Below are 14,492 nucleotides of genomic sequence, written 5' to 3'. Positions count from 1 at the left end.
GAAAAGGCCTTGGCTAGGCCAGCTCAGGAGGTGGGTCGTTCGAGCGGGACGACGTTGCTGTCTCCGGGCGGCCGCTCTCGGGACACGGCCGCGCGGTGCACCGCCTGCCGCAGGGCATCCGGCTGATAGGGCTTCGAGATGAGCGGGAAGCCATCCCGAGCGGCCTTGGACGCGGCGTCGCTGTAGCCGGTCGCCAGCAGGATCGGCAGCGCCGGCCAGCGGCTTTGGATGCTCTCGGCGAGCTCCAGGCCATCCATGCCGCCCGGCATCACGAGATCGGAGAACACCAGATCGAACGGCTGGCCGGACGCGAGCACATCCAGAGCCTCCTGGGCTGTGCCGACATGCACGGCCTCGTGTCCCTGCTCGTTCAGCAGCAGCAGCGCAACGGATGCGACCGCGGCATTGTCCTCCACGAGCAGGATGCGCAGGTTGCGCATCTCCTCTGCGATGTCCGGCTCCGCCGTCACCTTCGGTGCCTCCTCCTGGGCGCGCGGCAGGAAGATCGCCACGGTGGTGCCGCGGCCCACCTCGCTGCTGATCTCCACCGAGCCTCCCGACTGCTCGGCAAAGCCGTAGACCTGCGCCAGGCCCAGACCGGTGCCCTGTCCCAGCGTCTTGGTGGTGAAGAACGGCTCGAAGACGTGCACGAGCGCCTCGCGGGGAATGCCGGCCCCGGTGTCAGAGACCGAGACGGCGACGCCCTCGATGACCCCGCCATCGCGGGAGGCCTTGTTCCCCGTCCGGATCCGCAGGGTGCCGCCGTTCGGCATGGCGTCGCGGGCATTCGAGGCCAGGTTGATGAGCGCGATCTCAAGCTGCGATGGATCGACGTCCACCGGCCAGACCTGGTCCGCCAGATCCAGCTCAAGCCTGATGTCGCCGCGGAGCGACTGGGCCAGCATGGCGTCCATGCCGAGGATCAGCCGATTCAGGTCCAGCACCTTGGGCGACAGCGCCTGGCGGCGGCTGAAGGACAGTAGTTGCTGTGTTGTCCTGCGGGCCTGATCGACGGCCTGAAGCGCCTGGTCGATCAGGCGAATGCGGCGCTCCTCCGGGGCGCGGCGCAGCATATCCAGGTTGCCCATGATGACGGTCAGGATGTTGTTGAAGTCGTGCGCGATGCCGCCCGTGAGCTGGGCGACCGCTTCCATCTTGTGGGCCTGGAACAGGGCCGCGCGGGCCTGCTCGACCGCCTCCTGGGCCTTGCGGGGCTCGGTGATGTCGCGGGTGATCTTGGCAAAGCCGAGCAGCGCCCCGTGCTTGTCCCGGATCGGATCGATGACGGTGCTGGCCCAGAAGCGGGAGCCGTCCTTGCGCACGCGCCAGCCCTCGGCCTCGTGGCGCCCGTCCCGGGCCGCGGCCTCAAGCGCCCGCGCCGGCTCGCCCGCGGCCCGATCCTCCTCGGTGTAGAACTTCGCGTAGGGCTGGCCGAGAATTTCCAATTCCGTGTAGCCCTTGCAGCGCTGGGCGCCGGAGTTCCAGCTGACCACGTGCCCCTGCGGGTCCAGCAGGTAGATGGCATAGTCGGAGAGCGCATTGACGAGAAGCTGGAAGCGTCTCTCGCCGGTCAGGAAGTCGGATGATTGTTGGCCGCCGCTCATCGGCAAGTCTCCGCCCCCACGCGGCGTGGTTTTCACAGACGTTCGGGAGCATGGCCCGTCAACGACGGCATGGTACTGATGTTCCGCGCCAGCCCGTTCCAGGACAGGCCCACAGCCGCCGCAACTGAGCTCTTGCCCCGGGGAACCGGCAGGCCTTGTTCGAGCCGGCGAACGTAGCCGTAGCCCGACCGGCGGAGCCGCCTCGACGAAGCCCGGGCCGGGCCGGTCGAAAGCCAACTGCCCCGGCCGATCCTCAAACCGGACCCGGTGGGGGCCTTCCCCCTGACGGGAGGTTTCCGGAAATCCGAGCAACACGCCCGGTCCCCGAATTGGCGGATCCCCGGTTCCGTTCGCCCGTGGTATGCTGAACAGCGACGAGCCTTGGGAGGAATGACCATGCCCAAGATGAAAGTCGCCATGTTCGTCGAGCCAAACCGCATCGTGCTCGACGAGAAGCCGATCCCGGATGTCGGACCGCTCGATGCCCTGATCCGGATCACCACCACGACGATCTGCGGAACGGACATCCACATCCTCAAGGGCGAGTACCCCGTAGCCCGGGGGCTCACCATCGGCCATGAGCCGGTCGGCGTGATCGAGAAGCTCGGCTCGGCCGTGCAGGGCTACCGCGAGGGCCAGCGGGTCATCGCCGGTGCGATCACCCCGAGCGGGCACAGTGCCGCCTGCCTGTGCGGTTGCCATTCCCAGGACGGGGCCGGCACCAAGCACGGCTGGAAGCCGCTCGGCGGTTGGCGCTTCGGCAACACCATTGACGGCTGCCAGGCCGAATACGTGCTCGTTCCCGACGCCATGGCGAACCTTGCCCCGGTCCCCGACGGGCTCACCGACGAGCAGGTGCTGATGTGCCCGGACATCATGTCGACCGGCTTCTCGGGAGCGGAGAGCGGACGCATCCGCATCGGCGACACGGTGGCCGTGTTCGCGCAAGGTCCCATCGGCCTGTGCGCCACGGCCGGCGCCCGCCTGATGGGCGCGACCACGATCATTGCGGTCGAGAGCGTGCCCGAGCGCATGGAGATGGCGCGCCGCATGGGCGCGGACCACGTGGTCGACTTCACGAAGGCGGATCCGGTGGAGGAGATCAGGCGCCTCACCGACGGACGCGGCGTTGACGTTTCCATCGAGGCGCTTGGACGCCAGCAGACCTTTGAGGCGTCGCTGCGCGTGCTCCGGCCCGGCGGCACTCTGTCGTCTCTCGGGGTCTATTCGGGCGATCTCAAGATCCCGCTCGACGGTTTTCTGGCCGGGCTCGGCGACCACACCATCCGGACGACACTCTGCCCGGGCGGCAAGGAACGCATGCGGCGGCTCATGACTGCCATTGCGTCCGGCCGCGTCGACACGCGTCCTCTCGTGACGCACCGCTTCAAGCTCGATCAGATCGAGGAGGCCTATGACCTGTTCGGCCATCAGCGTGATGGCGTGCTCAAGGTCGCCATTACGCCATGACCGCACCGGCAGTGTCGGCAGGGGTCAGGTCTGCAGGACATAGGTGCCTGGGGCGTCGCACAGCACGGGGTAGCCGCGGGACGGCGCCCCGAGCGCAGGAGGGTCCGTTGGTCTGCCGGAATGCGAGGTGAGCCAGCGCGTCCATTCCGGCCACCACGAGCCCTCGTGCCAAGGAGCGATCCTGGTCCAGGTGTCCGGATCCAGGTAGTAGTCCGTGGCGGACTTGGTCAGAACCTGGAAGCGCCCTCCCGGCCGGTCTGGATCCGCCACGATGCCGGCGTTGTGACCACCTTTCGTGAGGAGGAACGTCACATCGGTGTCGGCCAACAGGTGGATCTTGAAGGCCGAGCGCCACGGCGCCACGTGGTCGCGCTCAGTGCCGACGGCGAAGATCGGCACGCGGATGTCACTGACGGCGATCGGGCGGGCGTTGACCCGGAAACGGCCCTCGGCGAGGTCGTTGTCGAGAAAGAGTTGCTCCAGGTAATCGGCGTGCATGCGGTAGGGCATACGGGTGGCGTCAGCATTCCACGCCATGAGATCGTTCAGCGGCGTGCGCTCGCCCATCAGGTAATGCCGGACGAGCCTCGACCAGATGAGGTCGTTCGAGCGCAGGAGCTGGAAGGCGCCGGCCATCTGGCGGGTGTCCAAATAGCCCTGGCTGCGCATCAGGTCCTCCAGGAAGTGGACCTGGCTTTCGTTGATGAACAGCGTCAGCTCCCCGGCCTCCCGGAAGTCCGCTTGAGCCGCCAGTAGCGAAACAGTCTGCAGGCGTTCGTCCCTGTCACGTGCCATGGCGGCCGCGGCAATCGACAGGAGCGTGCCGCCGAGGCAGTAGCCGACGGCGTGAACTTTCCGTTCTGGCTCGATGGCATTGACCGCGGCGAGGGCCTCCATCACCCCGAGCCTCCGGAAATCATCCATCCCGAGATCCCGGTCCTCCGCGGTCGGGTTCTTCCAGGAGATGATGAACACCGTGAAGCCCTGGTCCGTCAGGTACCGGACAAGGGAGTTCTCCGGGGACAGGTCGAGGATGTAGTACTTCATGATCCAGGCCGGCACGATCAGGATGGGCTCCGGCCTGACCTTGTCGGTCGCTGGGGCGTACTGGATCAGCTCGATCAAGCGGTTGCGGTACACCACCTTGCCAGGTGTGACGGCGACATCGCGGCCCACCTGAAACGCCTCCGTGCCGGCGGCCGGCTTGGAACGGACGATCCGCTCCCAGTCCTCCAGGAAGTTGCGGAAGCCCTGCGCGAGGCTCTGGCCACCCGTCTCCAGGATGCGCCGCTGCACCACCGGATTGGTCGCCACGAAGTTCGAAGGGGATGCCATGTCGAGGATCTGGCGCGAGATGAACTCGACCACGGCCTCATGCTGTTGGGTGACGCCGTCGATGTCGGTCGTGGCGTTGTGCCACCACTGCTGCTGCAGCAAAAAGGCCTGATGGATGATGTTGAAGGGCCATTGCTGCCACTCGCTTCCGGCGAAGCGCCGGTCCTGGGGCAGTGGCGTGATGCAGGGCTCGCAAGCTCCACCGTCCATGGCGCACCGGGAGGAAAAGTGCGCCAGCCGGGTCCATTTGCGGGCCGCCTTTACCGCGAGCTCGACCTGCTTGCCGGGTGAAATGGCAAGATGGACAGCCCAGTCCATGGAGGCGGCCATGAGCGCCGCCGGCGACAGGCCGCCCGTGAGGCGTGCCAGGCCAGCATGGGCGGCATGATCGAGGGTGTCCCGCAGCTGGTGGAGTTCGGCGTCATCCGACAGATTGACCGAGAGGACGGGCGAGGGCGCCATGGGGGAGGGGGCCGGATCGGGCATCCTCGCAGGCAGCGGGATGACGGATGCCTCGGGCGCGCGACCACCTGCGAGAGCACCGGATGAACGGGACGGCATTGCGGCCTCCATGGTTTTCCCTATGTGCCGGGGCCATCGGATCGTTTGATGCTAGCCTCGGACGTTCTCAGGCGAGTTGCTTCAAATCAAAGTATCCACCCCGGTTTCGACCACATGATGGTCGATAGTGGCTCGGGCACGACAGGTGCGTGCGGGCCCACAGAGGAGAGGGCAATGATCAAGGACATCATGGTGCATCTCGACGGAAGCCCCGAGGACGAAATCAGATTGGAGCACGGGCAAGCCATCGCGTCCGCGGGACGGGCCCACCTGATTGGGATATTCACCAACCTGCTGCCCGATCTCACCGTCGCCATGCCGATGGATGGCGGCGCAGCGGCGATGCAGGTGCTGACCGAGTTGGACAACAAGGCACGCCAGGACGGCGACATCACGGCCAAGCGCCTGACCGAGCGGCTGGCCAGCCTGCAGGTGCCGAGCGAACTGCGCCGGCTCGACGAGATTTACGGCACCCTCTCGGCGAAGGTGGTGGAGCAGGCCCGCTGCGCCGACCTGTTCATTGCCACCCGGCCCAATGGCGGGACCGAAACACCGGACTGGACGGACCTCGTCGAGGCGGTGCTCTTCGGCAGCGGGCGTGCGCTCCTGCTCGTGCCGCCCGGCCGGCACCGGCAGGGGCCGATCCAGACCGTGCTGGTCGCCTGGAACGGCAGCCGCGAGGCGGCCCGCGCCCTGCGTGAAGGTTTGCCCTTCATCGAGCAGGCGGCACGCACCGTCGTGCTCGTCGTGGATCCCCCGCCGGACACCACGCCCTGGGTTGAGGTGGAGGGTCACCTCGCCCGGCACGGCGTCGTTGCGGAGGTCGCTTCAGCAGAGTGCCAGGACCGCCGCATCGCCGACGTCATCCTCGACGAGGCACGCAGCGTATCCGCGGATCTCATCATCATGGGAGGTTACGGCCATACGCGCCTCAGGGAGCATGTGTTCGGGGGTGCGACGCGGGACATGCTCTCGGCCGCGGACAGCCCGCTGCTGGTGGCTCATTGAGGCGGGCCGTGCCAATCGCCGGGAGAGCAGGACATGCCGGTGCAGGCGCGGGTCGCATCGAACGGCAATGAGGCGGACACCACGGCCGGCATGGCTGCGAGCCTGACAGGTCTTGACGAGGCCGAGGCGCAACGCCGCCTGGCGCAGCATGGACCGAACGCCGTCCAGGAGAAGCGCTCGCGCGGCATCCTCGACATCGTCCGTGGGATCCTGCGCGAGCCCATGTTCCTGCTCCTCCTTGCCGCGGCAGGGCTATACCTGGTGCTCGGCGACATTGGCGAGGGCCTGTTCATGATGGCCGGTGCCCTCGTGACCATCGGTCTCGTGGTGTTGCAGGAAGTCCGGAGCGAGCGGGCCCTGGCGGCTCTGCGGGAGCTCGCGGAGCCCTTCGCCCTGGTGATCCGCGGCGGGACCGAGCGGCGCATCCCAGCCCGCGACCTCGTGCCGGGCGATCTGATCCTGGTCGGGGAAGGGGAGCGGCTGCCCGCCGATGGCCTCCTGATCGCGGGCGACGCGCTGACGGTCGACGAGTCCGCCCTCACAGGCGAGTCGGTGCCGGTCTCAAAGCGTCCATCAATTGATCAGATCGCGGATGCAGGCGACCCTGAACCGGGAGGAGACGACACGCCCTACCTGTTCGCGGGGACCCTGAACGTGCGCGGGCAGGGCATGGTCGTGGTCGTGCGCACCGGTCCCGCGACCCGGCTGGGGCGCATCGGCGCCTCGCTGGCCGCTATCGAGGACGAGCCGACGCTGCTGCAGAAGACGACCGGCGCCCTGATCGCCAAACTCGGTGCCCTCGCGCTCGGGTTCTGCGCCATCGTCGCCGTGGCCTATGGCGTGCTGCGGGGCGACTGGATCGGGGGCGCGCTGTCCGGCATCACGCTGGCCATCGCGCTCCTGCCGGAAGAGTTTCCGATGGTGCTGGCGATCTTCATGGCCCTCGGGGCCTTCCGGCTCGCCCGGCACAAGGTGCTGGTGCGCCGCGCCGCCGTGATCGAGACGCTCGGGGCGGCTACCTTCCTGTGCGTCGACAAGACCGGCACGCTGACGGAAAACCGGATGGTGCTCACAACGGTTTGGCGTGATGGCGAGGTTCAGGATCTCCGCGGCAGCGGCGGGCTTTCCGGCGCTACCATGGAGGCGATCCGGATGGCCGTGCTCGCGTCCGCCGTCCGCCCCGTCGATCCCATGGACAAGGCCGTCCATGAATTGGGTGTGCAACCTCCGTCAGAGGCGGATGGAGCCGGGGCCCCGCTGCGCACCTACCCGCTCCGTCCCGAACTTCTGGCCTTCATCCAGGTCTGGGCGGATCCGCGGGGCGGCGTCCTGTATGCGGCGAAGGGCGCTCCGGAGGCGATTTTTCGGCTCTGCCGCATGAGCGATGACGAACGGGCAACCGTGGACAGGGTCGTCGCCCGCTTGGCGGGCCGCGGCTTGCGGGTGCTGGGGGTGGCATCCGTTCGCGACACCCAGGGCAGCGCACCCGCTCCCGAGGATCTGGCCTTCACCTTCGAGGGCCTGATCGGCTTCGCGGACCCGGTGCGGTCCGATGTTCCACAGGCTGTCGCCGAGGCGAAGCGGGCCGGGATCACCGTTGCGATGATCACGGGCGACTATCCGGCCACGGCCCTGGAGATCGCCCGCCAGGCCGGGATCGACACAACCGCCGGCGTGCTCACCGGACGGGAGATCGCCGACCTGGATCCGGAGGGACTGCGCGAGCGCGTGCGGCGGGTCCGGGTCTTCGCCCGCATCATGCCGGAGCAGAAGCTCGCGCTGGTCGAGGCCTTGAAGGCCGATGGCGAGGTTGTCTCCATGACAGGGGACGGCGTCAACGATGCGCCGGCGCTTGAGGCCGCCCACATCGGCATTGCCATGGGCCAGCGTGGCACCGACGTGGCGCGGGAGGCCGCGGACCTCGTGCTGCTCGACGACCGTTTCGTCTCGATCATCGGCGGCGTGCGGCTCGGTCGGCGCATCTTCGCCAATCTGCGCAAGGCGCTGACCTACGTGACGGCAATCCACGTACCCATCGCCGGACTGGCCCTGCTGCCCATCGTAATGGGCCTGCCGCCGATCCTGTATCCGATGCACGTGATCCTGCTCGAACTGGTGATTGATCCAGTCTGCTCGCTCGTCTTCGAGGGGGAACCCAGCGAGCGGCGTGCAATGGAGAAGCCGCCGCGTCCCGCGACCGAGCCGCTCTTCGGCAGCTCTCAGATCGTGCTCGGGTTCATCCAGGGGGGCATCGTTCTCGCAGCAGTCTTCGGCCTCTATGTGTGGGCGCTGAATGCCGACGTCGCCGAGATGCAGGCGCGGGCTGTGGCGTTCGTCGCCCTGGTGCTCGGCAACCTGGTCCTGGCTTTCGCCGACGCGGCGGAGCCGGGGACGTCTTTCCTTGATAGGAGAAGGCTCGCCTTCTGGGCGATTGGCGCCGGTGCCGCCGTTATCGTCTCGGTGGTCCTCTATGTTCCCCCGCTGGCCGCCATCCTCCGTGTGTCACCCCCGAGCCTGTCGTGGTGGGCGACAACCCTGGTCGTTGCCGTCCTCGCCGGCGGCTGGTTCGGGTTCGCCAGGCTGATCAGGGGCGTGTGGAAACTCAGCAGCGAGCAGCGGACGCCGACATGACGCGCATTGTCGTCATCCCAGGTTATCCTGGCTCAGGCGGCGGGCACCTCTGCCACACGCTGGCTGAGGCCTCCAATCAATGGCGAATTGCCAATGTCTGGCCCTGATAAATCCAGTCTGTCAGCCTCTCCGGGGCTCCGGTTTCCCCATGCGCTGGCGCTCCCTTCGCTGCGGGACCTCCACAGACTCACCCGCCCCATCCTGGTCATCCTGCCCGCGCTGGGCCTGCTCCTGGGCTTCGGAGTGCGCGTTGTCGGCAGCGGGCAATGGTCCGGGATGATCTGGGCTGTGGCAACGGTTCCGGTGCTCGGCACCCTGCTCATCGAGATCGTTGCGAGCCTTCGGCGCGGAGATGTCGGCCTCGACATCGTGGCAGCGCTGTCCATGACCGCAGCCCTTGTGTTCGGGGAGCACCTCGCCGCCGTCGTGGTGGCGTTGATGTACGCCGGCGGGCAGTACCTGGAGAACTTTGCCGAGCGCCGCGCCAGCCGCGAGATGACGGCGCTTCTCGCCCGGGTGCCGCGGACGGCTATCCGCCATCGGGACGGCCGGCTTGAGGAGATCAGTCTCGACGCCATCCAGGTTCAGGATCGCCTGCTGGTGCGCCAGGGCGATGTCGTCCCTGTGGATGGGCTCGTCGCATCGGGGACGGCTGTCCTGGACCAGGCGGCGCTGACGGGCGAGTCGGTGCCTGCCCAGAAGGGCGTCGGCGAGCCGGTCATGAGCGGCGTGACGAACGTGGGCGAGGCCTTCGACCTTTCGGCCACGCACCGCGCCGCCGAGAGCACCTATGCCGGCATCGTCCGCCTGATCGAAGCCGCCCAGCGTTCGAAGGCGCCCATGGCGCGGCTCGCGGACCGGTTCGCCATGGCGTTCCTGGCGCTGACCGTCCTGCTCGCCGGCGGCGCCTGGCTGTGGAGCGGCGATCCGATCCGGGCCTTGGCCGTGCTCGTCGTCGCAACCCCATGTCCCCTCATCCTTGCCGTGCCGGTCGCCATCGTCTCGGGGGTGTCACGCGCCGCGAAGGCCGGGGTGTTGGTGAAGGGTGGGAGGGCGCTGGAGACTCTCGCCCGGGTGACGGCGCTGGTGATCGACAAGACCGGCACGCTCACGCACGGGCAGGCGCGGATCGTCGAGATCCGCCCGGTGGCAGCGCTATCGCCCGAAAGGCTCCTGCAGCTTGCGGCGTCCCTCGACCAGGCGTCGAAGCACGTCATTGCGCGGGCTCTCGTTTCGGAGGCGCAGGCCAGGGGGCTCGATCTCCAACCTCCTGTGGAAGTCGAGGAGATCCCGGGCGAGGGGCTGGAAGGAATCGTCGATGGACGGCGCGTCGTCGTCGGTGGGGTCCGGTTCATCTCGCACCGTGTTCCAATGGCCGCCGGGGCGGTGGCCGACGGCCACTATCCCGTGGGCTCGGTCGTGGTGGCCGTGGCGGTCGATGGCGAGCCCGCTGGGATCCTGATCCTGGCGGACAGATTGCGGTCGGAGGCGGCGAAGGTGATCGAGACCCTTCGCCGGTTGGGGATTATCCGGATCGTCCTGGCAACAGGGGACCGCCGCGACGTGGCGGAGACCGTGACCGTCGGATTGCACCTCGACGCGGTCCACGCCGAACTCACGCCGGACCGGAAGATCGCCATCGTGCGGGAGGAGAAGCGGCACGGGCCCGTCATGATGATCGGTGACGGCGTCAACGATGCCCCGGCCCTTGCGGCCGCCGACCTCGGCATCGCCATGGGCGCGAAGGGGGCCGCCGCATCCGCCGAAGCCGCCGAAGCCGCCGACGTGGTCCTCCTGGTCGACCGGCTGGACAAGATCCCTGTAGCCGTTCAAGCGGCGCGGCGGTCGAGGCGCATCGCGCTCCAGAGCGTCTATGCCGGGATCGGGCTTTCGGTCGTCGGGATGATCGCGGCCGCGTTGGGCCATCTGACGCCGGTGCAGGGAGCCCTCATCCAGGAAGCCATCGACGTCGCCGTGATCCTGAACGCACTGCGGGCGCTCTGGGGGGCCGAGCCGCCATGACGATCCTTCAGGCAAAGCGGGGAGAGATTCTCCATCGGGTGCGTCAGGCGGGCCCTGAGTGAGGACACTGTTCCAGCGAGCCGAGCTTGCTCTTCAGCCGGACGGCGTTCAAGGACGGTTCCGCAGGCTCGTGATGTAGGCCGTCACGTCCCGGAGGTCCTTCGGCTCCAGCATGATGTTGGGCATCGTCTCGTGGGAGGTCCGCAAAGCGACCGTCAGCGCGGTGGTCGTCATGCCCGGCACCTGCGCGATCCGCTCGAACGGTGGCGCCTGTCGCCGGGGTGAGTCCATCTCTCCCTTCAACACCGCATGGCAGGCGGCGCAGACCTCGCGGGCCAGCCGCTGACCGGCCTGCGGATCCCAACCTCCTGGGCGTGCAGGGGGAGCGTTTCCATCAGGAGAAGAAGGATCAGCATGCCTGTGAGACGGGCCATGGGCTCCTCCGCGGCCATGTTCCGGCGGACGAACCACAATGGAAGGACAATCCGCCAGGATCGTCAACGCCCTGGATGGAGGACCATGACGCGGAGCGCACAATGGGCTCCGAGCCGGAAAGGTCGTTATTGCTGGGCATCTCCCGCGACCGGGCAACTGAAGGAACGGGGATGGATCCAAGGGCGTTTGCGACGGTGAGGCTCCAACTTGCCTGTCTACGCTCTGTTGGCCGGTCATCAGGGGTGATCGATGAGAGGCGTTCCGGTTTTCGCAAGTGCCGTGGTGCTGGCGCTCATCTCCGGGCCGGCTTGGTCAGCCGGCAATCCGGAACAGGGCCGGCAACTGGCTGATCGATGGTGCGCCTCATGCCACCTGGTCGGCCCCGAGCAGCGCGAGGCCTTGGCCGATGCACCCACCTTTGCTTCCATCGCAAGACGCGACGATCTATCGGAGGCGCTCCTGGCGGCATTTTTGACGACCCCTCATCCCCCGATGCCGAACATGAGTCTTTCACGCCAGGAGATCGCGGACGTGCTGGCGTACATCAGGAGCCTACGTTAGCCGGATCTGTGGGTTTGCACGGCGGGTTGAGGACATAGTGAGCCAAGCCATGACCATTCTCAACACCTCAAGATTATACGGCCAGACCAGAGGCAGCTCGACTGTCCACCCAGCGCCAAAGCCCAGACGCCCCATGGGTTGGCGTGATGAGTGATGGAAGATCGCAAAACCTCTTCCGTGGATTCTCGTTCGCGGGTTCGACGGTATGGAGCCAAACGCCTCACGCGCACGGGGGCGGTTCGACCCGATGGATCTCCAGCGACACCGTCACGGTCAGGACCCGCTGGCGGTGCTCGTTCCGCACCTCGACCCGGACGTCCTGGGCGTTATCGTGGACCAAGCGATCCCGCCCGATCTCGGCCGCCGCCTCGGCCCCTGCCTCGGCGGCTACTCGTTGAGCGGCCTCCAGGCTGTCGAGCTCGACGCCCGCATCATCGGGCGTGAACTTCGCCCCATCCCGCACGTCGAAATAAAAGCGGGGCATGGCGACCTCCATCTGGTGTGCGGGGTCAACACCGCAGCAAGGACCGTGTTCAGTGTGTCGGCCTCTGTTCCAGAGCCGGCCTTCTGCGAAATTCCGACGCCCGCTCATGTATGCTGAACGTCCTCTGATGGCACCGGGTTGACGTCATCCCGAGGTCTCCGGAGGTCTGTGGTCGCGCTGAGCAGCGGACCTGCATTCAATCCACTCGACGTTACACTTTGACATCACTCGGACATTCCGCGGATACGCTTTGGGCCCCGACGGGCGATCTCTGGAGCTGCACAAGGAAAGCTGTCCTCGTTGGATCGATCAGATCGTGATGCGTGCTCCCACTTCAACGGCTTGATCCTCCGGGATGCAGAACTGGTCCGAGACATCGCTCGCCGACCGGGCCATCGGAATGAAGATGTAGTCCTGCCAGAGTGGCAATCCGGCCTGGGCCGAGGGTTGCAGCGCCCGCCGCGACAGGAAGAACGAGGCATTTCCCAGATCGAAGTTCGCGGACTCCAGTGCCTTCGGCACGTTCGGGTGCTCCATGAACCCGAACCGCACGATCACCCGCGAGAACCGGTCCGAGAGCTTCTCAGTCGTGACGCGGCCCTCGTCCCGCAGGCGCGGCACCTCCTCGGTGATCACGGTCAGGATGATGTTGTGGTCATGCAGCACCTTGTTGTGCTTCAGGTTGTGCAGCAGGGCCGCGGGCACATCTTGGGAACTTCCAGTCAGAAAGATCGCCGTCCCGGGCACCCGCGGTACCGGGCTGGTCTCGGCCATGCGCATGAACTCGGCCAGCGGCGGGCGGCCCCGGTGCGAGATCTCGGCCAGCAGGCGTGTGCCCTTGCGCCAGGTCCGCATCAGGATGAACAGACCTGTGCCGACCAGCAGCGGGAACCAGCCGCCGTGCGGGATCTTGAGCGCATTCGCGCCAAGGAAGACGAGCTCAATGGCGAGGAACGGGGTTATCACCAGCGCGACTACGGCCGGCGACCAGCGCCAGAATTTCCAGGCCACGATGAACAGCAGGCACGAGGTGATGACCATGTCGCCGGTCACGGCCAGGCCGTAAGCCGCCGCCAGGGCGCTCGACGACTCGAACAGGACGACGATCAGGATGACCGCCGCGAGCAGGAGCCAGTTGATGGTCGGGATGTAGATCTGGCCCTTCTCGGTCTCGGAGGTGCGCATGACGCGGAAGCGGGGCAGGACGCCCAGATGCATCGCCTGCTCTGAGATCGAGAACGCGCCGGTGATCACCGCCTGGCTGGCGATGATGGTGGCGACCGTGGCCAGGATGACCATCGGCAGCAGGGCCCAAGTCGGGTAGAGCAGGAAGAACGGGTTCTCCAGCCCCTCAGGATGCGCCAGCAGCATGGCGCCTTGGCCGAAATAGTTGAGAGCGAGCGCTGGCAGGACGAGGCCAAGCCAGGCGGTGCGGATCGGCGCGCGACCGAAATGGCCCATGTCGGCATAGAGCGCCTCGGCCCCCGTCACCGACAGGAACACCGCACCGAGCGCGAGCAGCCCGGCGGTGCCGTGATTGAGCAGGAAGCTGAGGCCGTGGACCGGATTGATCGCAGCCAGGATGCTGAGATCATCCCGGATGTGCATCAGGCCGCCCACGGCCATGACCAGGAACCAGAAGGCGGTGATCGGCCCAAAGAACGCCGCCACGCTCGCGGTGCCGTGACGCTGCACGGCAAAGAGGCCGATCAGGATCACCAGGCTGAGCGGCACCACATAAGGGTCGAAGGCCGGCGTGACCAGCTTGAGGCCTTCAACCGCGGAGAGGACGGAGATCGCCGGCGTGATGATGACGTCGCCATAGAACAGCGACGCGCCGACCATGCCGAGGATGATGGTGGCGCCGGTGCTGTGCCCGAGGGCGCGCTGGGCCAGGGTCACGAGCGAGAGGGTGCCGCCCTCGCCGTTGTTGTCGGCCCGCAGCACGATGACCACGTACTTGATCGTCACGATGACGATCAGCGTCCACAGGATCAGGGAGACCACCCCGAGCACCATCTCGCGGGTCAGGGCGCCCGAGCCGGCATGCCCGGTCGCGGCGGCGAGGCTCTCTTTCAGCGCGTAGAGCGGGCTGGTGCCGATGTCGCCGTACACCACCCCGATGGTGCCAAGGGTCAGGGCCCAGAAGGACGTCGGGGCGGCATGCCCGTAGTCTGGTGCCCCTGCGGCTGCGCTCCCGCTGGTCCCTGCCGTGGCCATGACTGCCTCCCTCTCGTACTCCTGGGGATTTGGCTTCCCTACGGCCAACGTGGCCGTGCGGCGCTAAGTTTCACTTTGGGCGGGCCCCGTGGGGTGCAGCTTCCGGCGGCACTGAATGCCGCGGCTGGGCGCTGATTGGTCTACGCGCCCCCTGCGGAAAG

The 14,492-nt window shown here is 67.2% G+C and carries 11 protein-coding genes; 5 read left to right on the top strand and 6 right to left on the bottom strand.

Annotation, left to right across the window (positions count from 1 at the left end; translation table 11 throughout):
- Window positions 1–23 precede the first annotated feature (23 nt).
- Window positions 24–1,604 carry a PAS domain-containing sensor histidine kinase gene (locus tag KBI52_RS21950; RefSeq protein ID WP_210811722.1) on the bottom strand — a complete coding sequence of 527 codons (1,581 nt, stop codon included), beginning with the start codon at window positions 1,602–1,604 and terminating at the stop codon, window positions 24–26.
- 396 nt (window positions 1,605–2,000) lie between these two features.
- Here KBI52_RS21950 and KBI52_RS21945 point away from each other — a divergent pair, with 396 nt between their 5' ends.
- Complete coding sequence (locus KBI52_RS21945; RefSeq protein WP_210811721.1) at window positions 2,001–3,074, top strand: NAD(P)-dependent alcohol dehydrogenase; 1,074 nt, start codon at window positions 2,001–2,003, stop codon at window positions 3,072–3,074.
- 24 nt (window positions 3,075–3,098) lie between these two features.
- On the opposite strand, the gene KBI52_RS21940 is transcribed toward KBI52_RS21945, so the two are convergent.
- The gene (locus KBI52_RS21940; protein ID WP_247654563.1) at window positions 3,099–4,970 is read right to left on the bottom strand and encodes an alpha/beta hydrolase; all 1,872 of its coding nucleotides are present in this window, start codon (window positions 4,968–4,970) and stop codon (window positions 3,099–3,101) included.
- Window positions 4,971–5,144: 174 nt separating this feature from the next.
- On the opposite strand from KBI52_RS21940, the gene KBI52_RS21935 reads away from it, so the two are divergent.
- The 3 genes from KBI52_RS21935 (at window position 5,145) to KBI52_RS21925 (ending at window position 10,631) form a co-directional block, all read left to right on the top strand.
- Window positions 5,145–5,978, top strand: a complete 834-nt coding sequence (locus tag KBI52_RS21935) for a universal stress protein (RefSeq protein WP_210811720.1) — start codon at window positions 5,145–5,147, stop codon at window positions 5,976–5,978.
- A 33-nt stretch (window positions 5,979–6,011) separates the two neighbouring features.
- Window positions 6,012–8,609, top strand: a complete 2,598-nt coding sequence (locus KBI52_RS21930) for a cation-translocating P-type ATPase (protein WP_247654562.1) — start codon at window positions 6,012–6,014, stop codon at window positions 8,607–8,609.
- A gap of 93 nt (window positions 8,610–8,702) precedes the next feature.
- On the top strand, window positions 8,703–10,631 hold the full coding sequence (locus KBI52_RS21925; RefSeq protein WP_210811719.1) for a heavy metal translocating P-type ATPase: 1,929 nt from the start codon (window positions 8,703–8,705) through the stop codon (window positions 10,629–10,631).
- A 108-nt stretch (window positions 10,632–10,739) separates the two neighbouring features.
- On the opposite strand, the gene KBI52_RS21920 is transcribed toward KBI52_RS21925, so the two are convergent.
- Window positions 10,740–10,922 (bottom strand): hypothetical protein, encoded by a 183-nt coding sequence (locus KBI52_RS21920; protein ID WP_210811718.1) that lies wholly within the window; start codon window positions 10,920–10,922, stop codon window positions 10,740–10,742.
- Window positions 10,923–10,930: 8 nt separating this feature from the next.
- A complete protein-coding gene (locus tag KBI52_RS33505) occupies window positions 10,931–11,065 on the bottom strand; it encodes a hypothetical protein (protein ID WP_256439508.1) in 135 nt (44 codons plus the stop codon).
- Between the two features lie 250 nt (window positions 11,066–11,315).
- Between KBI52_RS33505 and KBI52_RS21915 the strand changes: the two genes are divergently transcribed.
- Window positions 11,316–11,627, top strand: a complete 312-nt coding sequence (locus KBI52_RS21915) for a cytochrome c (protein WP_210811717.1) — start codon at window positions 11,316–11,318, stop codon at window positions 11,625–11,627.
- Between the two features lie 220 nt (window positions 11,628–11,847).
- On the opposite strand, the gene KBI52_RS21910 is transcribed toward KBI52_RS21915, so the two are convergent.
- Complete coding sequence (locus KBI52_RS21910; RefSeq protein ID WP_210811716.1) at window positions 11,848–12,111, bottom strand: hypothetical protein; 264 nt, start codon at window positions 12,109–12,111, stop codon at window positions 11,848–11,850.
- Window positions 12,112–12,420: 309 nt separating this feature from the next.
- Window positions 12,421–14,331 carry a potassium transporter Kup gene (locus tag KBI52_RS21905; RefSeq protein WP_210811715.1) on the bottom strand — a complete coding sequence of 637 codons (1,911 nt, stop codon included), beginning with the start codon at window positions 14,329–14,331 and terminating at the stop codon, window positions 12,421–12,423.
- Between the last annotated feature and the right edge of the window lie 161 nt (window positions 14,332–14,492).

This window comes from Microvirga sp. HBU67558 (assembly GCF_018069605.1).
In the GTDB taxonomy this organism is placed as follows: domain Bacteria; phylum Pseudomonadota; class Alphaproteobacteria; order Rhizobiales; family Beijerinckiaceae; genus Microvirga; species Microvirga terrae.
The sequence above is the reverse complement of the archived record's forward strand: the minus strand, read 5'-3'. Positions and strand labels throughout refer to the sequence as shown.